This window comes from Massilia sp. YIM B02769, from assembly GCF_030411995.1.
Lineage (GTDB): Bacteria > Pseudomonadota > Gammaproteobacteria > Burkholderiales > Burkholderiaceae_D > Telluria.
Map to the genome: position 1 here is coordinate 477212 of NZ_JASNRC010000001.1, position 22049 is coordinate 499260.

At 67.6% G+C, this 22049-nt stretch carries 25 protein-coding genes; 13 read left to right on the forward strand and 12 right to left on the reverse strand.

The features are described 5' to 3' along the window. Positions 1 to 115: 115 nt before the first annotated feature. Positions 116 to 1048: a LysR substrate-binding domain-containing protein gene (locus QPK31_RS02205; protein WP_290421304.1), complete on the reverse strand. Its 933-nt coding sequence runs from the start codon at positions 1046 to 1048 to the stop codon at positions 116 to 118. 144 nt (positions 1049 to 1192) lie between these two features. Here QPK31_RS02205 and QPK31_RS02210 point away from each other — a divergent pair, with 144 nt between their 5' ends. Continuing rightward, on the forward strand, positions 1193 to 2413 hold the full coding sequence (locus QPK31_RS02210) for an HD-GYP domain-containing protein (protein WP_290421305.1): 1221 nt from the start codon (positions 1193 to 1195) through the stop codon (positions 2411 to 2413). Here the strand turns inward: QPK31_RS02210 and QPK31_RS02215 are convergent. After that, positions 2410 to 3450, reverse strand: coding sequence for a GGDEF domain-containing protein (locus tag QPK31_RS02215; RefSeq protein WP_290421306.1), 1041 nt, complete (start codon positions 3448 to 3450; stop codon positions 2410 to 2412). The genes QPK31_RS02210 and QPK31_RS02215 overlap by 4 nt on opposite strands. Before the next feature lie 358 nt (positions 3451 to 3808). Here QPK31_RS02215 and QPK31_RS02220 point away from each other — a divergent pair, with 358 nt between their 5' ends. The 12 genes from QPK31_RS02220 to QPK31_RS02275 all read left to right on the forward strand — a co-directional run bounded on the left by QPK31_RS02220 (position 3809) and on the right by QPK31_RS02275 (position 15068). Further along, positions 3809 to 4027, forward strand: a complete 219-nt coding sequence (locus QPK31_RS02220) for a Flp family type IVb pilin (RefSeq protein ID WP_290421307.1) — start codon at positions 3809 to 3811, stop codon at positions 4025 to 4027. A 62-nt stretch (positions 4028 to 4089) separates the two neighbouring features. Beyond that, complete coding sequence (locus QPK31_RS02225; RefSeq protein WP_290421308.1) at positions 4090 to 4638, forward strand: prepilin peptidase; 549 nt, start codon at positions 4090 to 4092, stop codon at positions 4636 to 4638. A gap of 1092 nt (positions 4639 to 5730) precedes the next feature. After that, complete coding sequence (locus QPK31_RS02230) at positions 5731 to 6234, forward strand: hypothetical protein (RefSeq protein WP_290421309.1); 504 nt, start codon at positions 5731 to 5733, stop codon at positions 6232 to 6234. Then, positions 6231 to 7079, forward strand: a complete 849-nt coding sequence (gene cpaB, locus QPK31_RS02235; RefSeq protein WP_290421310.1) for a Flp pilus assembly protein CpaB — start codon at positions 6231 to 6233, stop codon at positions 7077 to 7079. Before QPK31_RS02230 ends, cpaB begins: the two co-directional genes overlap by 4 nt. Positions 7080 to 7104: 25 nt before the next feature. Further along, positions 7105 to 8622 (forward strand): type II and III secretion system protein family protein, encoded by a 1518-nt coding sequence (locus tag QPK31_RS02240; RefSeq protein WP_290421311.1) that lies wholly within the window; start codon positions 7105 to 7107, stop codon positions 8620 to 8622. A gap of 9 nt (positions 8623 to 8631) precedes the next feature. After that, positions 8632 to 8904, forward strand: coding sequence for a hypothetical protein (locus QPK31_RS02245; RefSeq protein WP_290421312.1), 273 nt, complete (start codon positions 8632 to 8634; stop codon positions 8902 to 8904). Between the two features lie 133 nt (positions 8905 to 9037). After that, positions 9038 to 10213, forward strand: coding sequence for an AAA family ATPase (locus tag QPK31_RS02250; RefSeq protein ID WP_290421313.1), 1176 nt, complete (start codon positions 9038 to 9040; stop codon positions 10211 to 10213). 11 nt (positions 10214 to 10224) lie between these two features. After that, the gene (locus QPK31_RS02255; protein WP_290421314.1) at positions 10225 to 11571 is read left to right on the forward strand and encodes a CpaF family protein; all 1347 of its coding nucleotides are present in this window, start codon (positions 10225 to 10227) and stop codon (positions 11569 to 11571) included. Positions 11572 to 11605: 34 nt separating this feature from the next. Beyond that, positions 11606 to 12583: a type II secretion system F family protein gene (locus tag QPK31_RS02260; RefSeq protein ID WP_290421315.1), complete on the forward strand. Its 978-nt coding sequence runs from the start codon at positions 11606 to 11608 to the stop codon at positions 12581 to 12583. A gap of 9 nt (positions 12584 to 12592) precedes the next feature. Beyond that, positions 12593 to 13531 (forward strand): type II secretion system F family protein, encoded by a 939-nt coding sequence (locus tag QPK31_RS02265; protein WP_290421316.1) that lies wholly within the window; start codon positions 12593 to 12595, stop codon positions 13529 to 13531. 19 nt (positions 13532 to 13550) lie between these two features. Continuing rightward, positions 13551 to 14660, forward strand: a complete 1110-nt coding sequence (locus QPK31_RS02270) for a LytR C-terminal domain-containing protein (protein ID WP_290421317.1) — start codon at positions 13551 to 13553, stop codon at positions 14658 to 14660. Between the two features lie 96 nt (positions 14661 to 14756). Next, a complete protein-coding gene (locus QPK31_RS02275) occupies positions 14757 to 15068 on the forward strand; it encodes a BON domain-containing protein (RefSeq protein ID WP_290421318.1) in 312 nt (103 codons plus the stop codon). Positions 15069 to 15140: 72 nt separating this feature from the next. Here QPK31_RS02275 and QPK31_RS02280 read toward each other — a convergent pair whose 3' ends face one another. The 10 genes from QPK31_RS02280 to QPK31_RS02325 form a co-directional block, all read right to left on the reverse strand. Then, on the reverse strand, positions 15141 to 15902 hold the full coding sequence (locus QPK31_RS02280) for a GIN domain-containing protein (RefSeq protein ID WP_290421319.1): 762 nt from the start codon (positions 15900 to 15902) through the stop codon (positions 15141 to 15143). Between the two features lie 133 nt (positions 15903 to 16035). Beyond that, positions 16036 to 16242 (reverse strand): hypothetical protein, encoded by a 207-nt coding sequence (locus tag QPK31_RS02285; protein ID WP_290421320.1) that lies wholly within the window; start codon positions 16240 to 16242, stop codon positions 16036 to 16038. A 28-nt stretch (positions 16243 to 16270) separates the two neighbouring features. Next, positions 16271 to 16888, reverse strand: a complete 618-nt coding sequence (gene ureG / locus QPK31_RS02290) for an urease accessory protein UreG (protein WP_290421321.1) — start codon at positions 16886 to 16888, stop codon at positions 16271 to 16273. 14 nt (positions 16889 to 16902) lie between these two features. Then, entirely contained in the window at positions 16903 to 17592 is a 690-nt protein-coding gene (locus QPK31_RS02295; RefSeq protein ID WP_290421392.1) for an urease accessory protein UreF, read from the reverse strand. After that, complete coding sequence (ureE, locus tag QPK31_RS02300) at positions 17592 to 18092, reverse strand: urease accessory protein UreE (protein WP_290421322.1); 501 nt, start codon at positions 18090 to 18092, stop codon at positions 17592 to 17594. The genes QPK31_RS02295 and ureE overlap by 1 nt, the downstream gene beginning before the upstream one ends. 10 nt (positions 18093 to 18102) lie before the next feature. Beyond that, positions 18103 to 19806, reverse strand: a complete 1704-nt coding sequence (ureC, locus tag QPK31_RS02305; protein ID WP_290421323.1) for an urease subunit alpha — start codon at positions 19804 to 19806, stop codon at positions 18103 to 18105. Next, a complete protein-coding gene (locus QPK31_RS02310; RefSeq protein ID WP_290421324.1) occupies positions 19803 to 20123 on the reverse strand; it encodes an urease subunit beta in 321 nt (106 codons plus the stop codon). The genes ureC and QPK31_RS02310 overlap by 4 nt, the downstream gene beginning before the upstream one ends. 9 nt (positions 20124 to 20132) lie before the next feature. Next, positions 20133 to 20435 carry an urease subunit gamma gene (gene ureA / locus QPK31_RS02315; RefSeq protein WP_290421325.1) on the reverse strand — a complete coding sequence of 101 codons (303 nt, stop codon included), beginning with the start codon at positions 20433 to 20435 and terminating at the stop codon, positions 20133 to 20135. A 9-nt stretch (positions 20436 to 20444) separates the two neighbouring features. Beyond that, complete coding sequence (locus tag QPK31_RS02320) at positions 20445 to 21305, reverse strand: urease accessory protein UreD (RefSeq protein WP_290421326.1); 861 nt, start codon at positions 21303 to 21305, stop codon at positions 20445 to 20447. A 171-nt stretch (positions 21306 to 21476) separates the two neighbouring features. Then, on the reverse strand, positions 21477 to 22016 hold the full coding sequence (locus tag QPK31_RS02325) for a DUF2939 domain-containing protein (RefSeq protein WP_290421327.1): 540 nt from the start codon (positions 22014 to 22016) through the stop codon (positions 21477 to 21479). Between the last annotated feature and the right edge of the window lie 33 nt (positions 22017 to 22049).

The following is a 22049-nucleotide window of genomic DNA, read 5'->3' on the forward strand; positions in this document are numbered from 1 at the left end:
TGCGGCAGGTGCTTGTCGCGGTAGGCGACTTATCGGTTGGCGTGGAGTGTAGGGCCTGCGCTGGCGAAGGAGGAAATACGGAATCGGGATGGGGGTATAAGAAAAACTGATGGCCCTACTGCCGCAAGCGGGCGCCGGGCCATTGCCCATTCGTGCACAGCGTGTCGGTCACCTCGCGCACCAGGCGGCCGATGGCCGCCGCCGCATTCGTCAGCGGGATATTGCGCGAGGCGCAAAGCGTGACGCCGCGCCGGATCGGCGGGCTGTGCACCGGCACGGCCACCAGGGCGCCGCTTTCGATCTCGGTGCGCAGCGGCGCCAGCGGCAGCAGGGTCGCGCCCATGTCTGCCAGCAGGGCCGACTTCAGGATGGCGATCGAGTTGATCTCGATGATGCCGGCCAGCGCCAGCCCGGCTTGCGCGGCGCTGTGCTCGATCAGCGGACGCACGCCGTGCTGGCGGGCCGGCAGGATCAGGGGCGTCGCCAGCGCGGCTGCGAGCGTGATCGTGGAAGCCTGCGGCACCCAGCTAGAACCCGCGCGGCAGATATACACCAGGTCTTCCTCGACCAGCGGCGTCGTCTCGACACCGCCGAGCTGGCCGTCGTCGAACAGCACGGCCAGGTTCAGGCGTCCGGATTTCAGCTGCTCGATCAGGTTGCCGGTGATTTCCTCGGTCAGCTGCAGGGTGATCTCGGGGTAGGTGGCGCGCGCGGCGGTAAGCAGGGGCAGGGCCAGGGCGCCGGAAATGCTGTGCGGCAGGCCGAGGCTGACGCTGCCTGAGGGGCGGGTGGCCGACTGGGTGACGGCGGCGCGCGCATCGGCCACCTGTTTCAGGATGGCCTGGGCATGTTCATAGAAGATCTTGCCGGCGTCGGTGCTGAGCACGCCGTGGGCCGAGCGGTGCAGGAGCTGGGCGCCGAGTTCTTCTTCCAGCTGGCGAAGCTGCTGGGTCAGCGCCGGCTGCGCCACGTGCAACACCAGCGCGGCGCGCGAAAGCGATCCATGGTCGACGATGGCAACGAAATAACGGAGTTGTCTCAATTCCATTAATACTGTTTTCCGCCTGAGTTTGTGCCTGACTGCAACACTTGTTGCCTCTGTTTATCGACAAGAAGTTTATGCATGGAAAGTAGATTGATATACTTCACTATCCGCCGGGTGGCGGAGATTAACACAGGCCGGACCATTGCAATGCTCAAGAAAATCGATTCCTCCCAGCTGCGCCTCGGCATGTCCATCCACGACCTGGACTGCGGGTGGATGGAGCATCCCTTCGTACGTGCCCGCTTCGTGCTCACCAGCGAGGACGAGATCCGCAAGATCGTGAATGCCGGCATCCGCGGCGTGGTGATCGATTGCTCGAAAGGCCTGGATGTGGCGGACGCCCCGACCCTGGCCGAAGTCCAGGCCCAGACCGAGAAGGAAGTGGTCGAGATCGCGGCCCGCCCGGTGAAGCCGGTGCGCGCCAGCCTGGCCGACGAGATGCAGCGCGCCATGAACATCCGGCGCCAGGCAGTGGGCCTGGTGCGCACCGTGATGCAGGACGCGCGCCTGGGCAAGGCGGTGGAACTCGACAACGTGAGCCCGGTGGTGCAGAACATCACCGAATCGATCCTGCGCAATTCCGGCGCGCTGCTCGGCCTCCTGCGCATCAAGACCAAGGACGACTACACCTTCCTGCATTCGGTGAGCGTGTGCACGCTGCTGGTGGCCTTCTGCCGTTCGCGCGGCATGGACGAGGAGACGATCTACCAGGCCGGCATCGGCGGCCTGCTGCACGACACCGGCAAGGCGCTGGTGCCGGACGCCATCCTGAACAAGCCGGGCCGCCTCACCGACGAGGAATTCGCGATCATCAAGAAGCACCCGCGCGACGGCTACGACATCCTGCGCCAGAACCCCGAGATCGGCGCGATCCCGCTCGACATCACGCTGCACCACCACGAGCGGCGCGACGGCAGCGGCTATCCTGATTTGCAAAAGGAAGGCGAGATCAGCGAGCTGGCGCAGATGGCGGCGATCGTCGACGTCTACGATGCGATCACCTCGGACCGCAGCTACCACAAGGGCATGCCGGCGGCCGATGCGCTGCGCAAGATCTACGAGTGGAGCAAGTTCCACTTCAATCCGGCGCTGACCCAGGAATTCATGCGCTGCGTCGGCATCTACCCGGTCGGCACCATGGTGATGCTGGAATCGGGGCGCCTGGGCGTGGTGGTCGAGCCGCACGAGAGCAATTTGCTGACGCCGAAGGTGAACGTGTTCTTCAACACCAAGAGCCAGACCTATGTCCGGCCCGAGCTGCTGGACTTGTCGCGCCCGTTCGGCTTCGGCGGCGGCGACAAAATCCTGCGCCACGAGTCGCCCGACAAGTGGCAGGTGGACCCGAACCGCTTCCTGCTGGTCGCTTAAAAGAATTCGGCGGTATCGTTCGAGGCCACGGTCTGCAGCAGGCCCTGCTCGACCAGTTCGTTGTAGTGGCAGGCCTGGTTGCGGCCGTGGGTCTTGGCGAAGTACAGGGCCTGGTCGGCGTGGCCGAGCGTCACCACCGGCGAATCGAAGGGGCTGATGCTCACAAAACCCACGCTCACCGTGACCCGGCCGACCTGGGGGAAGTCGTAGGTTTCCACGTTGGTGCGGAAGCGGTCGATGATGCGCCGCGCATTTTCCAGCGTGGTGGCGCGCAGCAGCACCACGAACTCTTCGCCGCCGAAGCGGAACACCCGGTCCTGGGCGCGGAACGAGGCTTGCAGCTGGTTCGCGATCAGGATCAGCACCTCGTCGCCGTACAGGTGGCCGAAGGTGTCGTTCACCGCCTTGAAATGGTCGACGTCGACCACCGCCAGCCACTGCTTTTCTTCCTCGTGATGCTGGCGCCGCTCGGGCTGGCCGGCCTGCGGCGGCGCCGAGTCGCAGGGGTATTGCAGCATGCGCGCCAGCTGGTCCTCGAAGGTCTTGCGGTTCAGCAGGCCGGTGAGCGAATCGCGTTCGCTGTAGTCGAGCAGGTTCTGGAAGTTCCGGTAGACGCCGAGGATGCCGGCCACCGTGTGGATGGTCTGGGCCGGGAAGGGCGCGTCGCGCACGATCTCGAGGCAGGTATCGGCCTTGTCGCCGAACCAGATCGGCAGCCACAGGGTACGAGTGCCATCCTGCGCAACCGCTTCGGCGCTGGTGTCGTGCGCGGCCAGGCAGGCGGCCAGTTCGGGAAAGGCGCTCAATGGCGCGCCGGGCGTGGCGCTGTCGAGGGCTTCGTGGACCTTGGCGCCGCCGCCGGCGTCGATGCTGGCGCGGGCCCGGACCTGGAGCTGGCCGGCGACGTTATACAGCGACAAGACCCGCGTCTGGGCGGCGGCGGCCAGTTCCTGCACTGCCGCGATGACCGAGATATCGAGCATCGCGTGGTCGCGGTGGCCGGTCATGTCCACCATGTGCTTCAGAAGGGAATCCATGTCATTCTCAGAAATGTAATCTGCCCACTCGCCGCTGCACGGCGCCCAGCTGCTGCTCTGGGGAAGGTGAAATTTCCAAAGAGCAAGCGAAACAGCATAATCTCTTTTTGCATTTACAGCAATAATTTCGCCTCTTTTTTTGGCGAAACCGTGGCAACGCATTCTCGCATTTGCGACGGATCAAAAATTGCCGCAAGTAAATAATTCCCATGGGAAAACTTGCGTGCAGTCAAGTTGCCGCGCGGCACTAAAACATATGATGAACTCACTGAAACGGAAACGACAAAGCAGCGTCAGCCGAGTCAGGAAACACCTCCGTTTCAGGTTTGTTCTTATAAACCACCATATGGAGTTTGTCATGAAAACGATCTTTACCGCTATCCAAGCCTTCGTTGCCGACGAAGACGGTGTGACTGCCATCGAGTATGGCCTGATCGCTGCCCTGGTCGGTGTCGCGATGGCTGGTGCGGCGACCCTACTGGGTGATCAGATCTCCGCAACCTTCGACAATGTGAGGGAAACCCTGGAAGGCGCCCTGAGCTCGGGCGCCGGCGCTGGCACCGGCACGGGTACCTGATCACATCGTTTCGCCCTCCGGACTTCGGTCCGGAGGGCTTTTTTTTTTTGAGGAGCGCAATCATGCCTGTCCAGACCTGGCTTGACCTGATGCTGCTTGTCCTGGTCGTCAGCGCCGCGATCACCGACCTGGCCTTCCGCAAGATCCCGAATCTGCTGCTGCTCGCCGCCTGGTGCGGCGTGTTCGGCCTGCATCTCGCCGGGGCCACCCCCGCCGGCTCGGCCGCCACCGCGCTCGGCGGCGCCGCCACCGGCTTCGCCCTGTTCATCCCCTTGTATGCGCTGCGCGGCATGGCCGCCGGCGACGTCAAGCTGATGGCCACCGTCGGCCTGTTCTTCGGCGCCGGCCAGACCGTCCATGCCTGCATCCTGGCCTGGTGCCTCGGCGGTGTCATGGCGCTGGCGATGATCCTCGTTACCGGCCGCTGGCAGCTGGCCTGGGCCGGCCTGCGCAAGCTGTTCGTGGCGCTGCTGCCGCTACCGCTGCTGGCCTGGCTGGGCGTCGGCCCGGCGCCGCAGGCACCCGCCGGACAGAGCGCCGGTTCGATACCGTACGGCCTGGCGATCGCGCTGGGCGCGCTCTGGCTGCTGGCGCGGCGCCACTACGGCTGAATGCCACGGCTGATAGCGCAGCTTGCTGCACCTCAAGGGCGGCATGGACCGCCTCGCTAGAATCAGTGACGTCAGGAAATATTTTCGCTTGGTTTGGATTGCAGTACGAGGAGAATGCGATGATCGAAACGCTGTCGTGGAGTCCCGGAACCGCCGCCGAGCGCACGCCGCCGGCCGCGCCGCCGGGCGAGCTGGAGGTGGCGGCCATCCTGCCGCGCCAGGCCAAGTCGGTCAGCGACACCGGGCTCGATGCGCGCCTCGTGGTGGCGCTGGCGCTCAAGACCCTGCACGCAACCGGCCGTGCGCCGCTGCCGCTGCTCGCCGGCCGCCTGCGCCTGTCGGTCAGCGTGCTGCGCGAAGTACTGGCCAGCCTGATGGCCGAGCAGCAGGTCGAGGTGGCCTGGTGCGGCGAATCGGACATCGACGTCCAGTACCAGCTGACCGTGATCGGCCAGCGCGCCGCGCTCGACGCCCTGGCCGAGTGCCGCTACGTCGGCCCGGCGCCGGTGACGCTGGCGGCCTGGCGCGCGATGGTCGAGCGCCAGTCGCTGCGCCAGCCCGGCGCCAGCCGCCCGCGCGCCGCCGATCTCGCCGCGCTGCTGGCCGACGACGGCCTCGACGGCGGCCAGCGCGAGCTGCTCGGCGCAGCCCTGCATGCGCAGCGCGCCCTGCTGCTGCACGGCCCCAGCGGCAGCGGCAAGACCACGCTGGCGCGCAAGCTGGCGCGCCTGCTGGCGGGGGCGGTGGCGGTGCCGTATGCGGTGCTGGTCGGCGGGCGCATCATGCGCCTGTACGATCCGGCCTGCCATCCGGCGCCGCTGCCGCTGGCGCGCCAGCAGGAAGAGCGGCGCAGCTGCGATGCGCGCTGGGTGATTTGCGGGCGCCCGCTGGTGCACGTCGGCGCCGACCTCGACGCGGCCACCTTCGAACTGCGCCATGATGCCGAACACGGCGTGTGCCATGCGCCGCCCCAGCTGCAGGCGAACAACGGCATCCTGGTGATCGACGACCTCGGGCGCCAGCGCCTGCCGGTGTCCGAACTGCTGAACCGCTGGCTNGCCGCCCCAGCTGCAGGCGAACAACGGCATCCTGGTGATCGACGACCTCGGGCGCCAGCGCCTGCCGGTGTCCGAACTGCTGAACCGCTGGCTCGGCCCGCTCGACGGCGCGCCCCTGCGCCTGGCGCTGGACGGCCAGGCCGAGACCCTGCCTTTCGACGCGCTGCTGGTGTTCGTGACCAACCTGGCGCCGAGCAGCGTGTTCGATCCGGCCATGCTGCGCCGGATCGGCTACCGCGTCGGACTCGGGCCGCTGTCCGACGCCGCCTACCGCGCGCTGCTGCGGCGCCAGTGCCGCCTGCAGGGCCTCGATTGCCCGGAAAGCAGCATCGAGCACCTGGTGGTGCGCCTGCACCGCCCGAGCGCCACGCCGCTGCTGGCCTGCTACCCGCAAGAGCTGCTGCGCCGCGTGTTCGACTTTGCCAGCCTGGCCGGCGTCGAGCCGCGCCTGAACATCGCCGCCCTCGAGCAGGCCTGGCACAGCTTGTGCACCGGCGGCGCCCCGGCCCCGAACCCTGTCGCAGGAATCGCATCATGAAAAACAAGCGCGCCCTTGCCGTGATGGCGGTTGCCATCCTGTTCGGCCTGACGGCCGTGATCCTGGCCTCGCACTGGCTGCTGATGCAGCCGGGCGCCAGTTCCGGCCACATCGTGGTGGCCGCCACCGACATCAATCTCGGCCAGCGCCTCACGCCCGAGATGCTGAAACTGGCCGAATGGCCGTCCGACAGCGTGCCGAAAGGCGCGTACACCGATCCGCAGAAGCTGGCCGGCCGCGTGCTCAAGAGCAGTGCGCTGGCGGGCGAGCCGGTCAGCGAAGCGAAGCTGGCGCCGGCCGGCACCCTGGGCGGCCTGTCGGCCCTGATCGCCGAGGGCAAGCGCGCGATCACGGTGCGCGTCAACGACGTGATCGGCGTGGCCGGCTTCACCCTGCCGGGCAACTACGTCGACATCATCGTCAGCACCCGCAAGGATGCGCTGCCGGGCGAGAACCGCGAGCAGGACATCTCGAAGATCGTGCTCGAACGGATCCTGGTGCTGGCAGTGGCCCAGGAAGTCAACCGCGACGAAACCAAGCCGCGCGTGGTGAACGCCGTCACGCTGGAAGTGACGCCGGAACAGGCCGAGACGCTCGACCTGGCGCGCAGCGTCGGCACCCTGTCGCTGGCGCTGCGCAACCAGGTCGATCCGCAATCGGCCCAGACCGGCGGCGCCACCAAGCTGACCTTGCTGCCGGGCATGGCGCCGCCGAAACCGGCACCGCCGAAGCCGGCCGCCACGCCGCGCCCGAAGCCGGTCGTGCACCGTGTCGCCACGCCGCCCGTGCGCCGCAACTGCGTGTCCGTCATCAACGGCCTGCAGTCGTCGCAAGAGTGCTTCTGAACCCTAACGCGTGCCAGGTGAAACCATGAACACGAGTCCCACGAAAACCCGCCACGCCCGCCTGCTGCTCGGCGGCCTGGCGCTGGCGCTGGCCGGCGCGGCGCAGGCGGCGCGTCCCGCCCTCCAGGTTGCACAGGCCGAGGCTGCGCCGGCCGGCACCCGCGCCGACCCCGGTCCGCGCTGCAGCGGCGAGGCCGCGCGTCCGGCCCAGGTTGCGCTCCAGATGGGCAAGTCGACCCTGATGCGGCTGCCGGAACCGGTGCAGAACCGCAGCGTCGGCAATCCGTCGGTGGTGCAGGCGATGCTGGTCGCGTCCGACACCATGTACATCGCCGGCATCGACGTCGGCACCACCAACATGATCGTGCAGGGCCGGAGCGGCCTGTGCAGCGTGCTCGACATCACGGTGGCGATGGACCCGAGCGCCTTGCAGGCCACGCTGGCCGCCGTCATGCCCGAGGAGAAGGACATCAAGGTGCTGGCCGCGGCCGACTCCCTGATCCTGAGCGGCACGGTGGCCGACGCGGCCGCCGTGGCGCGCGCCGCCGACCTGGCCCTGGCCTATGTGCGCAAACCGTTGCGCCCGATGACTGCGGTGCCGAAGGAACGGGCACCGGAACACCAGGGCACCGCCGTCAGCGGCGGCATGAATGCCGCCAACCTGCGTGTGGTGAACCTGTTGAGCGTGAGCGCGCCGCAGCAGGTGCAGCTCGAAGTCAAGGTGGCCGAGGTCTCGAAGAACCTGCTCGAACGCCTCGAGGCCGGCGCCAGCTGGCGCACCACGTCCGGCAGCTGGGCGGCCGCCCTGGCGTCGAATTTCCTGAGCGGGAATACCGGTGGCGGCCTGCGTGCCGGTAAAAGCAACGGCAATGGCTTCGGCCTCGATGCCGAAACCAAGGACAGCCTGGTGCGCGTGCTGGCCGAGCCGAACGTGATGGCGATCAGCGGCCAGGAAGGCAGCTTCCTCGCCGGCGGCAAGTTCTACATCCCGGTGGCCCAGGACAACAACAAGGTCACGCTCGAAGAAAAGGAATTCGGCGTCGGCCTGCGCTTCACGCCGACGGTGCTCAGCGGCGGGCGCATCAACCTGCGCGTGGCGCCCGAGGTATCGGAACTGTCGCGCGAAGGCGTCGGCATCAGTGCCGCCGGCCTGACCGGCGGCGCCATCCTGCCGGTCGTGACGACCCGGCGCGCCAGCACCACCGTCCAGCTGTACGACGGCCAGAGCTTCGCCATCGGTGGCCTGATCAAGAACAACATGACCACCAACCTGAAAGGCTTGCCGGTGCTCGGCGAAGTCCCGGTGCTGGGCGCGCTGTTTCGCAGCACCGACTTCCAGCAGGAGCGCACCGAACTGGTGTTCGTGATCACCGCGCGCCTGGTCAAGCCGCTGACCGAGACCGGTTATGCGCTGCCGACCGACCGCGTGGGCGCGCCCTCGCGCGCCGCGCTGATGCTGGGCGGGCGGCTCGAAGGGGCGCCTGAGCCAAGCGCGCCGGTCGCCCGGCCGGCCCAGAGCGTCGACGGTTTCGAACTCAAATAGGAGGCAGCCATGGCTACCTGCAAGACCATCGCGTGCGTGGCGGCGTTGCTGCTGTTCCAGGGCTGCTCGTCCGCACCCCGCTTCGACCGCAACTTCGGCGCGTCGGTACGCGCCAACCTGGCGGCGCAGACCATCGCGCCGCAAAACGGCGCCAACGCCAATCCGGCGACCGGCATCGACGGCCAGGCGGCGCGCGGCGCCCAGGCCCGTTACCAGCGCTCTTTCGCCCAGTCCGAGCCGGATCCGGCCCCGGTCATCAAGATCATGGGCAGCGTGCAGTGAGCATGGAGATGCGTGCCTGTGCGCCGGGAGCGTGCACGCCCGCGGGCGCGACGCTGCGGCGCCGCGCCCGGCGCCGGCTGGCGCGCTCGCCTCCTCCTCTTCATCCGCAACCCGAGTTTCAACGAGGATCGTCATGAAAGCCCTATTGATCAGCCGCGACAGCCTGCTGTACGCCGATATCGCCTCGCAGGGCGCGGTGCGCGTGCCGCCGCTGAACGTCGCCAACAGCCGCGTATCGATGCGCGAAGCGCTCGACCGCCCCCTGGCCGAAGCGCCGGGCCTGGTGATCGTCGACGCCGGCGCCGGGGCGCCCGACGATGCCGACCTGCTCGAACGCCTGGCGCGCCAGTATCCGGAGGCGCAATTCATGCTGCTCACCGGCGAACACCATACCCAGCTCCTGATCCGCGCCATGCGCGCCGGCGTGCGTGAAGTGCTTCAGCTGCCGCTGGCGCACCGCGCCTTCCACGAGTCGATGGACCGGATCGCCGCCGCCGCCGGCGTCGGCCAGCTGCGCGAGGGCAAGGTGCTGGCTTTTATCGCCTGCAAGGGCGGCAGCGGCGCCACGTTCATCTCGACCAACTTCGGCTATGCGTTGGCGACGCTGGCCGAGAAGAAGGTGCTGCTGATCGACCTGCATGGCCAGTTCGGCGACGCCGCGCTGTACGTGTCGGACCAGAAGCCGACCATGACCCTGTCCGATGTCTGCGAACAGATCGCGCGCATCGACGGTCCCTTCCTGGATTCCTGCCTGGTGCACGTGACGCGCGGCTTCGGCGTGCTGGCGGCGGCCGACGACCCCTCGCAGGCCAAGGAAGCCAAGCCCGAACACATCGACGCCATCCTGCGCGTGGCGCGCCAGCACTACGACTACATCGTGCTCGACGTCGGGCGCCAGATCGACGCCGTGTCGCTGCGCGCGCTCGACAGCACCGACACCATCTATCCGGTGCTGCAGCTGGCGCTGCCCGACATCCGCGACGCCCGCCGCCTGCTCGACATCTTCCGCTCGCTCGGCTACCCGATCGACGGCATCCGCCTGATCGTCAACCGCTACGAAAAGGGCGGACGCCTGCGCCTGCCCGACCTGCATGCGGCGCTCGGCTGCGAAGTCGTGCACACCGTGCCCAACGATTACATCGCCGTCACCGACTCGGTGAACCAGGGCGTGCCGGTGCTGGAACTGTCGCGCGCCAGCGCGGCGGCGCGCAGCCTGGCCGACCTGGTCGAACTGGTCACCGCGCGCCGCGCGCCGGAAAGCCGCGGCCTGCTCGGCCGCCTGTTCGGGCGCGGCGAAAACGATTACTGAAAGGAGTCCCCATGTCGCTGCGCGAACGCCTGTCCGTGTCCGATGACGAACGCCGTCCCGGAACCCATCCCGCCGACGCGCCGAACGGCGCCTACCAGGAACTGAAGAAATCGATGCACCAGATGATCCTCGACCGGATCGACCTGGAGCGCCTGAAACGCCTGACCACCGAGCAGTTCAAGCACGAGCTGGCCCTGCTGATCCAGCGCATCATCGAAGAAGAACGCATCGTCCTCAACCAGCACGAGCGCCATAACCTGGTGCTCGACATCCAGCACGAGATGCTCGGCTTCGGCCCGCTCGAACCGCTGCTGAACGATCCGACCGTGTCCGACATCCTGGTGAATACCGCCAGCCGCGTGTACGTCGAACGGCGCGGCAAGCTGGAGCTGACCGATATCTCCTTCCACGACAACGCGCACCTGATGAAGATCATCGAGAAGATCGTCTCGCGCGTGGGCCGCCGCGTCGACGAGTCGAGCCCGATGGTCGACGCGCGCCTGCCGGACGGCTCGCGCGTGAACGCGATCATCCCGCCGCTGGCGGTGGATGGCCCGCTGCTGTCGATCCGCCGCTTCGGCGCCACGCCGCTGACGGTACAGAACCTGCTCGACTACAAAAGCGTGACGCCGCCGATGATCGAGGTGCTGCAGGGCCTGGGCGTCGCCAAGATCAACATCCTGATCTCGGGCGGCACCGGCAGCGGCAAGACCACCTTGCTCAACCTGCTGTCCGGCTTCATCCCGGCCACCGAGCGCATCGTCACCATCGAGGACGCCGCCGAGCTGCAGCTGCGCCAGCCGCACGTGGTGCGCCTGGAAACGCGGCCGCCGAACATCGAAGGCAAGGGCGAAGTCACGCAGCGCGCGCTGGTCAAGAACTCGCTGCGCATGCGCCCCGACCGCATCATCCTGGGCGAAGTGCGCGGCCCCGAGGCGCTCGACATGCTGCAGGCGATGAACACCGGCCACGAAGGCTCGCTCGCCACGATCCACTCGAACACGCCGCGCGACGCCCTCGCGCGGCTCGAGAACATGGTCGGCATGGCCGGCGTCAACCTGACCCCGCGCGCGATCCGCCAGCAGATCTGCTCGGCCGTGACCGTGGTGGTGCAGGCCTCGCGCCTGATCGACGGCTGCCGCAAGCTGGTCAGCATCCAGGAAATCACCGGCATGGAAGGCGACATCATCTCGATGCAGGAGATCTTCCGTTTCGAGCAGACCGGGGTCGACCGCGACGGCAAGGTGCAGGGCTACTTCAGCGCCACCGGCGTGCGGCCGCGTTTCGCCGACCGCCTCAAGATGTACGGCGCCGCCATCCCCGACGACACCTTCGACCCCGACCGCATCTTCCAATGAACCGGGCAGGCCGCGCCTGCAATGGAGCCGCACCATGGATGTCATCTTCTACAGTTTCACCGTCTTCCTGTTCGCTGCCGTGATCCTGCTGATCGAAGGCGTCTGGCTGTGGTGGTCGAGCACCCACGGCAAGGCCGCGCAGCGTGTGGCGCGCCGCCTGCAGGTGATGTCGGGCGGGGGCGGGCGTTCGGGCGAGCGGATTTCGATCCTGAAGCAGCGCCGCTTCAGCAGCAACGACACCATCGACCGCCTGCTGCACGCAATACCGGTGCTGAAGCGGCTCGACGCGCTGCTGGTGCAGGCCGGCAGCAAGCTGGTGGTCGACCGCTTCCTCGGCTGCTCGCTGGCGGCGCTGCTGGCGGCCCTGCTGTTGATGGCGCGCTGGCCGGTGCCGCTGCCGCTGCGCCTGGTGCTGGCGCTGCTGGCCTGCGGCGTACCCTGGATGCTGCTGCGGCGCGCCCGCACGCGGCGCCTGCGCCGCATCGAGCACCAGCTGCCCGATGCCGCCGACTTCATCGCGCGTGCGCTGCGCGCCGGCCACTCGTTCACGAACGTGCTGCAAATCGTCGGCAACGAGCTGCCGGAGCCGCTCAGCGGCGAATTCCGCATCGCGCGCGAGGAAATCAACTATGGCGTGCCGATGGGCGAAGCGCTGCACAACATGGCCGCGCGCATTCCGCTGACCGACCTGCGCTACCTGATTATCGCGGTGCTGATCCAGCGCGAATCCGGCGGCAACCTGGCCGAGATCCTCGGCAACATCAGCACCATCATCCGCGGCCGCCTGAAGCTGGCGGCCCAGGTGCGCGTGCTGTCGGCGGAAGGGCGCATGTCGGCCTGGATCCTCGGCCTGCTGCCGTTCGGCGTGGCCCTGGTGCTGACCATCGTGAATCCGAAATACGTGTCCATGCTGTGGACCGATCCGAGCGGCATACGCCTGCTCTGGTACGCGGCCGGGATGATCCTGTTCGGCGTGGTCTGGCTGCGCCGCATCATCCGCATCCGCATCTGAGGAGCCGCCATGCAAGCCGCCCAACTGACTTTCCTCCTGATCGTCTTTGCGATCGTCTGCGCGCTGGCCGGGCTGGCCATGGCGCTGTTCGCCCCGGTTGCCCTGCGCACCCGGCTGCGCCGCTTCATCGGCAAGTCGGAACCCACCCAGCTCGAATCGAACGGCTGGGTCGAGAAAGTGGCCAAGGTGACCCAGCCGCTGACCAAGCTGTCGATTCCCGAGGAAGGCTGGGAAAAGTCGGCGCTGCGCACCCGCTTCATGAATGCGGGCTGGCGCAACCCGGTGGCGCCGACCCTGTTCTTCGCGTCGAAGACCGTGCTGGCGCTGCTCGGACCGGCCATCGTCGGCATCCTGGTCGCGTTTTCGGTGATCACGCTGGCCGGCGGCAAGCTGCTGTTCCTGCTGCTGCTCACGGCCACGGTCGGCTACTACCTGCCGAACATGATCCTGGAGCGCATCGCCGGGCGCCGCAAGCGCGAGATCTTCGAGACCCTGCCCGACGCCCTCGACCTGCTGACCGTCTGCGTCGAAGCGGGCCTGAGCCTGGAACGGGCGTTCGTGAAGGTGGCCGGCGAAATCCACATCAAGAGCGTGACGCTGGCCCATGAACTCCAGATCGTGCTGATGGAAATGCGCGCCGGCTTCAGCAAGGAAAAGGCGCTGCGCAATTTCGCGCTGCGCAGCGGCGTCGACGACGTCGACACGCTGGTGGCGATGCTGATCCAGTCCGAGCGCTTCGGCACCAGCGTCGGCGATTCGCTGCGCGTGTATTCCGACAACCTGCGCAACAAGCGCCGCCTGCTGGCCGAGGAATGCGCCGCGAAGATCGGCCTGAAGCTGCTGTTCCCGCTCATCTTCTGCATTTTCCCGACGCTGCTGATGGTGCTGATGGGCCCGGCCGTCATCCAGCTCACCCGCACCCTTTCGCATGTCGCCGGCACGCGCTGATCCTTCCAGGAGCCTGACCATGAAACCTCGCAGCATCATCAAGAACCTGTCGGTCGTCTGCGCCGGCGCGCTGCTGCTCGCCTGCGCCGACCTCGCCCGCCAGCCGGAAACCCAGGCCGGCCCGGATGCCGAATATGCCTACGGCCAGGGCCGCGCCCATCACCTTGCCGGACGCTATCCGGAAGCGGTGCAGGCCTACCGCGCCGTCCTGGCTGCCGACCCGCGGCACGTACGCGCCCGCAACGCCCTGGCCGCCGCCTACGCCCGCCAGGGCGACTTCGCGCAGGCGATCCCGATCTGGCGCGCCTTGACCGCGGAGCTGAAGCCCGATTCCGGCCCCGGCGGCGCCTACCTGTTTGCCAATCTCGGCTATGCCTACCTGCTCGGCGGCGACCACGCCCAAGCCGTCACGGCACTGGAAAAAGCCTGCCTGCTCGATCCGTTGAACGGACGCGCCTGGCACAACCTCGGCGAAACCCTGCGCCGCATGGGGCAGCACGAGCGCGCCGAGCTGATGTTCCGCCAGGCCAGCGCCTTGCAACAGCACGATTTCCGCAGCGATTACACGGCCGCCGGCGGCAGCGCCGTGGCGGCGATCCAGGCCGCGGTCGAGGCGCCACGTCCCGACCCGGAGTGGGCCGCGACCCAGGTGCTGGCCGCCGCCGACGGCACCCTCACGCTGCGCCGTATTCCCTCGCTGCGCGCCCTGGCCCAGGAACTGCCGGCCGGGCTACCGCCCCAGCCGCTGCCGTCGCGGCCGCGCAAACGCCCGGAAGCGGTCCTGCTGGAAATTCGCAACGGCAACGGGGTGACCGGCATGGCGCGCGCACTGTCGCGCCAGGTCGGCGGCGACCTGCTGGTCACGCGCCTGAGCAACGAACCCGGCTTCAAGGTACAACGCACGCGCATCGAACACGGCGCCGCCTACCGCGACGTCGCCGCGCTCCTGGCCGGACGCATGACGGGACAGTTCGGTGGCGTGGCGCTGGTACAGGTCGACAGCACCCGGCCCGTCGACGTGCGCCTGGTCATCGGGCAAGACATGGCGCGCGGCAAGCTGGTGCTGCGTCCGGCGGCCCCGGCCGATGCGCGTCCCCTTGCCATTGCCGCGCTGGCCAAGGCGCCCTGACGCCGTCCGTCTCCGGCACCTTTGCTACGTATCAAACGCAGTTTGCACGCCAACCCGAAAATGGGGCGATATCGTCTCATTTACAGGAGCGTTGCCATGAAAATTGCACAGCGTTTCACTACCATCCTCGTCACTGCCGCCGTACTTGGCCTGGCCGCCTGCGCACCCACCGCGCACCGCCAGGGCACCGGCGAATACATCGACGACGCCGTCATCACCAGCAAGGTCAAGGCCGCGTTTGCCGCCGATCCCACCGTGAAGGCCACCGAAGTCAAGGTCGATACCTTCAAGGGCACGGTCCAGCTCAGCGGTTTCGTCGAATCGCGCGAAAGCGCACAGAAGGCGGTGCAGCTGGCGCGCGAGGTCAAGGGCGTGCGCGAGGTGCGCAATAACACCGTCCTCAAGTAGTACACGATACGGGCGGATTCAACGCCATTCCCAGGGCAAAGTCATCGCCGCTCCGGGAGCGCATGAATCCGCTCAGCGCCAGCTGACCTTGCCCATGCCGTCGGCGCTGGCCCGGCGCTGGGCCGGCTTGCCGTACACCGTGGCCGAGCCCATGCCGCTCAGGTTCAGATTGGCGGACGCGCTGGCATACACCGTGGCGCCGCCAAGCCCGCTGAGATCGAGGTCGACGGATTCGGCGCGCAGCTTGCCGGCGTCGAGGTTGCCAACGCCATCCAGCGTCGCACGCAGGGTCCTGGTCTGGCCCGACACGGCCAGCTGGCCGGCGCCGCCCAGTGCCAGGTCCATGCGCTCGGCCTTGCCGGCATCGATGGTCATGCTGCCGACACCGCCCAGGCGCGCATCGACCTTGCGGTAATTGCCCTGCATGGTCATGGCGCCGGCGCCTTCCAGGTTCAGCACGATGCTGTCGCCGCCGAAGCCGCTGACCGTGCTGGCGCCCACGCCTTCCGAGTTCAGCTCAGCCAGGTTGGGCACGGTCAGCTCGGCGCGCAGCTTCGGACGGCGGCCGATGATGTTGTTGCGGCGTTCGGTGTCGATTTCCAGCGTGTCGCCATGCTGGCGCGTGGTCACGCGCGCCACGTCGGCGCGTTCGCCGGCAATCACGAGCGAAGGCCTGGCGCCCTGGCGCACCACCAGGTCGACCACGCCGTCGAGCTTGATGCGGCTGACGCGGGCATCGACTGCGCGTGCTTCGCGGATTTCTTCGGCGAGGGCGCCGCCGGCGGCCAGCATCAGGGCCGTGGCCACCAGGGTCGTGCCGAGCAGCTTGTTCATGATCGTCTCCGTGCGTGTTGGGATGATGGCACTGTAATGCCGTCCTCCACGCGCGGCGCGGCCCGTGCGACAGGCTGCACGAACGGCGTCACGAAGCGCTGAAAACGCCTGCCGGGCCAGCCGGCACTGGCGCTCAGCGGCGCAGCGCGCGGCGCACCAGCAGGGCGGCGCCGGTTGCGGCCAGCACCACGACCGCCAGCGCAACCCAGCCTTCGTACTCGTGGATCAGGTGCGGCACGCCGGTGTCATGGGCCTGGGCAGGACCGGCGCCCAGTACGGCAACGCAGATCGCCAGCATGATGGCGGCAACGGGGGCAAAACGGCGCAGGGAAAACGGCATGACGGCTCCTTGGGTTGGTGGTAAAAATTTAACGGCCCGCATCGAGCAAGCCTTCGTGGCGGATGAAATCGACGATCGCGTCCACGCCTTCGCCATGGCGCAAACTGGCGAACACGAAAGGACGCTTGCCGCGCATGCGTGCCGCATCCGCGCGCATGACCTCGAGGTTCGCGCCCACGTGCGGCGCCAGGTCGGTCTTGTTGATGACCAGCAGGTCCGAGCGCGTGATGCCCGGCCCGCCCTTGCGCGGGATCTTTTCGCCGCCGGCCACATCGATCACATAGATCGTCAGGTCCGATAGTTCGGGGCTGAAGGTGGCCGCCAGGTTGTCGCCGCCGGACTCGATCAGGATCAGGTCCAGTTGCGGGAAGTCGGCGCTCATGCGCGCGATCGCTTCCAGGTTGATCGAGGCATCCTCGCGGATCGCCGTGTGCGGGCAGCCGCCGGTCTCCACGCCCATCAGGCGTTCGGCCGGCAGGGCGTCGGCGCGCAGCAGGATCTCCATGTCCTCGCGCGTGTAGATATCGTTGGTGATGACGGCCATCTCGTAGCGCTCGCGCATCGCCTTGCACAGCATCTCGCACAGGGCCGTCTTGCCGGAGCCGACCGGTCCGCCGATCCCGACGCGCAGCAGGTTTTTTTCCATGGTGATTTCCTTATCTAGGATCGATACAGGCGGCTGTACTGCACTTCATGCCGCATCGACAGCAGGGCAAAGCCCGGCGCCCAGTTCGACAGCGCGGCATCCGGCATGTCCTGGGCCGCGCGCGCCACCGCATCGACCGTGGCGCCGAGCGACAGCAGCATCTTCTGGCCCGCCACCTGGCCCAGCGGCACCGTCTTCACGCACACCAACACCGCGTTCTCGGCCCAGGCAAACACGGAGCCGAGCAGGGCGGCGATGGGCGGCACCTCGAACGCCGCGGCCGCGCAGGCATAGGCGGAAGGCAGCGACAGTCCGGCCGCGTCCAGCATCGCCAATAAGGCCGGATCGGTATCCGGCCGCTCTTCCAGCAGCGCCGCCAGCAGCTGGCGCAGCGAATAGCCCATCTGGACGGTCTCGGCGCGCAGCTCGGCCGTGTCGCGTGCGGCCAGCCAGCGCTCGCTCCAGTACGTGGCGGCGACCGCATCGCGGGCGGCAAAGGCGCACAGCAAGCGCCACTGCAGCGGCGCATCGAAACGCCCGACCACTTCAAGCAGCTGCGCGGCGATCCAGCGCTGCGCACTTGCCGCGTCCGTCACCGTGCCCTCGTCGATGGCACTCTCCAGCCCTTGCGAATAACTGTAGGCGCCGATCGGCAACGAAGGACTTGCCAGCTGCAGCAGGCGAAGCAGGGCGGCGCTGGCGATCATGGCAAGTCCGAGGGACGGTGGATCTTCTGGCGCAGCGGTACCGGCGCCAGCGGATGCGACTCGCCGTGATGGTGTCCGCCGCCATAGGCCCCGGCTTCCGGCTCGAAGGCAGCCAGTTCCTCGCTTACCTGGGCGCCGAGACCGACCAGCATCTCGCGCAGCACGGCATCGGCGCGGATGCGCAGCCAGCCCCGGCCCACTTCGGTCTGGGTATGGCGGTTCCCGAGATGGAAGGCGCAGCGCAGCAGGCCGTTTTCCTGCGCGTGTTCGACGCGGTACACGGATTCAAGCTCGGCCACGACGCGCACCACGCGCCCGCCTTCACCCTGCAGCAGGTCGCCGCCGCGCAGCACCGTGCCGCGTGGGCGCAGTACGGCCACTTCCTCGCCGCTCTTCAAGGCCGCGCGCAGGCGGCTTTTTTCGCGCAGGTGGAAGGGCAGCACCAGCTCGCCATCCACCGGCGCCGGTCCATCGATCTTGGTGTGCAGGGTCAGCATGATGGGTCTCTCAGAACAGGAAGTAGCGCTGCGCCAGCGGCAGCTCGCGTGCCGGTTCGCAGGTGAGCAGCACGCCGTCGGCGCGCACCTCGTAGGTTTCGGGGTCGACCTGCATGTGCGGCGTGGCGTCGTTGTGGACCATGTCCGCTTTACTGAGTCCACGCATGCCGCGTGCCGCGATCAGCGGCTTGGCCAGTCCCAAACGTTCCCTGATGCCGGCATCGAAGGCCGCCTGCGAGACGAAGGTGAACGAAGACCGGCTCAAGGCCCGCCCAAAGGCGCCGAACATCAAGCGCGTGTGCACCGGCTGCGGCGTCGGGATCGATGCGTTCGGATCGCCCATCTGGGCCGCCGCGATCATCCCGCCCTTCAAAATCATCGACGGCTTGACGCCGAAGAAGGCCGGCTTCCACAGCACCAGGTCGGCGATCTTGCCAGGCTCGATCGAGCCCACCGCATGCGCGATACCGTGGGTGATGGCCGGGTTGATCGTGTACTTGGCGACGTAGCGCTTGACGCGGGCATTGTCGTGGCGGTCGCTGTCGCCAGGCAGGGCGCCGCGCTGCAGCTTCATCTTGTGCGCGGTCTGCCAGGTACGCAGGATCACTTCGCCGACGCGGCCCATGGCCTGCGAATCCGACGACATCATCGAGATCGCACCCAGGTCGTGCAGGATGTCCTCGGCGGCGATGGTCTCGCGCCGGATGCGCGATTCGGCGAATGCGATGTCCTCGGCAATCGAGGCGTCCAGGTGGTGGCAGACCATCAGCATGTCGAGGTGCTCGTCGAGCGTGTTGACGGTGTAGGGGCGCGTGGGGTTGGTGGACGAAGGCAGCACGTTGGCCTGGCCGACGGCGGCGATGATGTCCGGCGCATGGCCGCCGCCCGCGCCTTCGGTGTGGAAGGTGTGGATAGTGCGGCCCTTGAAGGCGGCCAGCGTATGCTCCAGAAAACCCGCTTCGTTCAGGGTATCGCTGTGGATCGCCACCTGGATGTCCATGCGCTCGGCCACGCCGAGGCAGGTGTCGATCGCAGCCGGCGTCGTGCCCCAGTCCTCGTGCAGTTTCAGGCCGATGACGCCTGCCTGCACCTGCTCGACCAGGGGTTCCGGCTGGCTCGCATTGCCCTTGCCGAAAAAGCCCAGGTTCATCGGAAAGGCCTCGGCCGCCTGCAGCATCGAATGGATGTGCCAGGGCCCCGGCGTGCAGGTGGTGGCCGCCGTGCCCACCGCCGGCCCGGTGCCGCCGCCCAGCATCGTCGTTACCCCGCTCATGAGCGCTTCCTCGATCTGCTGCGGGCAGATGAAGTGAATGTGGCTGTCGATGCCGCCGGCAGTGATGATCATGCCTTCGCCGGCGATGATCTCGGTGGCCGCGCCGATCACGATCGTCACGCCGGGCTGGATGTCCGGGTTGCCGGCCTTGCCGATCGCCGCGATCATGCCGTCCTTGATGCCGATGTCGGCTTTCACGATGCCCCAGTGATCGACGATGACCGCGTTCGTGATCACCGTGTCCATGACGTCGGCATGCATGCGCTGCGACTGGCCCATGCCGTCGCGGATCACCTTGCCGCCGCCGAATTTCACTTCCTCGCCGTAGATGGCGTAGTCGCGTTCGATCTCGATCACCAGGCCCGTGTCGGCCAGGCGGATGCGGTCGCCCGTGGTCGGGCCGTACATTTCGGCATAGGCCTGGCGTCCGATGCGGCTCATGGCGCGTTCTCCAGCAAGGGGCCGGACACCAGCGCATTGAAGCCATGGACGATGCGCTCGCCGCTCAATGCGATCAAGGTGACGGTGCGCACCTGGCCTGGCTCGAAGCGCACCGCAGTGCCGGCCGGGATATCCAGGCGCATGCCGTAGGCGCGGGCGCGCTCGAAACGCAGCGCCGGATTGGTCTCATAGAAGTGGTAGTGCGAGCCGACCTGGATCGGCCGGTCGCCGCCGTTCGCCACCTCGACCACGACGGTCACGCGGCCGACATTCAGTTCGAGTTCGCCGGGTTCGACCAGCAGTTCACCTGGAATCATGGGCGTCTCCTAGACGATGGGCTGGTGCACGGTGACGAGCTTGCTGCCGTCGGGGAAGGTGGCCTCGACCTGCACGTCGGGGATCATCTCGGGCACGCCCTCCATCACCTCGTCGCGCGAGAGGATGCGCGTGCCTTCGCTCATCAGCTCGGCCACGGTCTTGCCGTCGCGCGCACCTTCCATGATCGCGGCCGAGATGTAGGCCACGGCTTCCGGATAATTCAGTTTCAGGCCGCGTCCCTTGCGGCGCTCGGCCAGCAGGGCAGCGGTGAAGATCAGGAGCTTGTCCTTTTCGCGTGGTGTGAGTTCCATGCTGTCCTCTCAGGTATGCCACAGGCGGGGAATGACGGCGTCGCGCCCCAGCAGCACCGGACGCAGGCGGCGCCAGGCCGCGACCATCACCGCGCGCGCCGCCTCGCTCGAGCGGCCCAGATGGCGCACCACCACGAGCTGCGGCAGCTGGGTGGCGCCGCAGCGGCCATGCACGTCGATCTCCTCGCGCAGCTGGCGCATCTGGCTGGCGTCGAGCGTGGCGCCGCAGGCGATGAAGGTGGCGCAGACGGTATGCCCGCCCAGGCCGAACGGGCTGTGCATGCCGGGGCCGGCGCCGTCGATCTCCCCCTGCTCGTGCCAGACCAGCTTTCCTTCACGCCGGATGCGCGTGGTTTGTTTGATCGTGCCGCTATCAAAAGTCTCACCGGAGGCGGTGCGCCCGAAGCACAGGACTTCGCTGCCGATGTAGCGCGCATTTGCCGCCAGCGTCACCTCGTGCGTCATCTCGACCTCGGCCTCACGGTAGAACAGCGTCTCTTGCGGCAGCCATTCGACGCTTGCCTTGTCCTGCACGTCGATGCGCACGTCCTGGCGTGAAGAACGGCCGTTCGCGCGGTACCACTTGCCAGAGCCGGGTGTGGTGAGCAGGGCGTGTGCGCCGTCACCGGCCGTGATGCCGATATCGAGGGCATCGCCGCCGACCACGCCGCCGGGCGGGTGCACGATCACGGCATGGCAGACGGACGCGTCTTCGGGATACAGCGGCTTTTGCATGCGCAGCGGCCCGGTGTGACTGCGGTCGGCCAGGATGGTGGCGCCCGCGCGCGCCACGAAGCCAAGGCGCAGGCTCGCTTCCCAGCGGGTGCGGGAATCGGCGGAGAGGGAGGGCAGGGCCAGGCGGTCGTTCATTGCCGATAGGTCAGCAAGAAGCGTGCCGCGCGTGACAGCGCCGGTGAAGGAGGAATACTGGGGAAACGCTGCACAGGATTGGTGCAGGCGATCGCGCCGCTTGTGCGCGGCGCGTGAAGATGGTGCCGGGGCGGCGCTGCTGGCCGCCTGTTCAGCGTGCTGCGATGGGCGTCAGTTCGACGCGTCCAGCACCGATTCCGGCAGTTCGAGGGCGCCCAGCTGCCAGCTCCAGAGGCCGGTGCGCTTGAGGATGAACTTACCGGCATCCTGTTGGGACGTCGAGACCGCCACCTTGCTCCAGCCGCGGTAGTCGACCGAGTAATCGAGGCTTTCCTTCGCGGCGTCCTGGCGCGCTTCGGATGCCGGACGGGCGCCAGGCTTGACCTTGCCGGCCTCCATCATGGCCATCACGCCGGCCGGCGACACGGCGGCATCCACCAACTGGTTGACCAGGGCGGCGCCCATCATCTGCCCCACGGCGGCAAACGGATTGTTCGCCATCTCGGCCGATGCCATGCGCTCCTTCATCATCGTCATCATCTGGCTCTTGAAGCTCTCGCGCAGGGCAGGGAAGTCGATGTGTTCGGACAAACCGTCGGCGTCTTTTTCGGCGATGGCCGTCTTCATCTGGTGCAGGGTCCAGTAGGGGCTGGCATAGCTGCTGAGGGCGAGGAGGGCGGCGGCGGCAACGGCAACAGGGGTCTTTTTCATGGCTGGGCGTGAGGTGGATATCGGAAGAAGTAT

Coding starts and splice junctions, on each gene's coding strand:
- cpaB (WP_290421310.1), top strand. CDS start 6,231: ATGAAAAACAAGCGCGCCCTTGCCGTGATGGCGGTTGCCATCCTGTTC.
- QPK31_RS02225 (WP_290421308.1), top strand. CDS start 4,090: ATGCCTGTCCAGACCTGGCTTGACCTGATGCTGCTTGTCCTGGTCGTC.
- ureA (WP_290421325.1), bottom strand. CDS start 20,435: ATGGAACTCACACCACGCGAAAAGGACAAGCTCCTGATCTTCACCGCT.
- QPK31_RS02255 (WP_290421314.1), top strand. CDS start 10,225: ATGTCGCTGCGCGAACGCCTGTCCGTGTCCGATGACGAACGCCGTCCC.
- ureE (WP_290421322.1), bottom strand. CDS start 18,092: ATGCTGACCCTGCACACCAAGATCGATGGACCGGCGCCGGTGGATGGC.
- QPK31_RS02280 (WP_290421319.1), bottom strand. CDS start 15,902: ATGAACAAGCTGCTCGGCACGACCCTGGTGGCCACGGCCCTGATGCTG.
- QPK31_RS02265 (WP_290421316.1), top strand. CDS start 12,593: ATGCAAGCCGCCCAACTGACTTTCCTCCTGATCGTCTTTGCGATCGTC.
- QPK31_RS02310 (WP_290421324.1), bottom strand. CDS start 20,123: ATGATTCCAGGTGAACTGCTGGTCGAACCCGGCGAACTCGAACTGAAT.
- QPK31_RS02240 (WP_290421311.1), top strand. CDS start 7,105: ATGAACACGAGTCCCACGAAAACCCGCCACGCCCGCCTGCTGCTCGGC.
- QPK31_RS02205 (WP_290421304.1), bottom strand. CDS start 1,048: ATGGAATTGAGACAACTCCGTTATTTCGTTGCCATCGTCGACCATGGA.
- QPK31_RS02250 (WP_290421313.1), top strand. CDS start 9,038: ATGAAAGCCCTATTGATCAGCCGCGACAGCCTGCTGTACGCCGATATC.
- QPK31_RS02320 (WP_290421326.1), bottom strand. CDS start 21,305: ATGAACGACCGCCTGGCCCTGCCCTCCCTCTCCGCCGATTCCCGCACC.
- QPK31_RS02325 (WP_290421327.1), bottom strand. CDS start 22,016: ATGAAAAAGACCCCTGTTGCCGTTGCCGCCGCCGCCCTCCTCGCCCTC.
- QPK31_RS02215 (WP_290421306.1), bottom strand. CDS start 3,450: ATGGATTCCCTTCTGAAGCACATGGTGGACATGACCGGCCACCGCGAC.
- QPK31_RS02245 (WP_290421312.1), top strand. CDS start 8,632: ATGGCTACCTGCAAGACCATCGCGTGCGTGGCGGCGTTGCTGCTGTTC.
- QPK31_RS02220 (WP_290421307.1), top strand. CDS start 3,809: ATGAAAACGATCTTTACCGCTATCCAAGCCTTCGTTGCCGACGAAGAC.
- QPK31_RS02270 (WP_290421317.1), top strand. CDS start 13,551: ATGAAACCTCGCAGCATCATCAAGAACCTGTCGGTCGTCTGCGCCGGC.
- QPK31_RS02210 (WP_290421305.1), top strand. CDS start 1,193: ATGCTCAAGAAAATCGATTCCTCCCAGCTGCGCCTCGGCATGTCCATC.
- ureC (WP_290421323.1), bottom strand. CDS start 19,806: ATGAGCCGCATCGGACGCCAGGCCTATGCCGAAATGTACGGCCCGACC.
- ureG (WP_290421321.1), bottom strand. CDS start 16,888: ATGGAAAAAAACCTGCTGCGCGTCGGGATCGGCGGACCGGTCGGCTCC.
- QPK31_RS02275 (WP_290421318.1), top strand. CDS start 14,757: ATGAAAATTGCACAGCGTTTCACTACCATCCTCGTCACTGCCGCCGTA.
- QPK31_RS02260 (WP_290421315.1), top strand. CDS start 11,606: ATGGATGTCATCTTCTACAGTTTCACCGTCTTCCTGTTCGCTGCCGTG.
- QPK31_RS02285 (WP_290421320.1), bottom strand. CDS start 16,242: ATGCCGTTTTCCCTGCGCCGTTTTGCCCCCGTTGCCGCCATCATGCTG.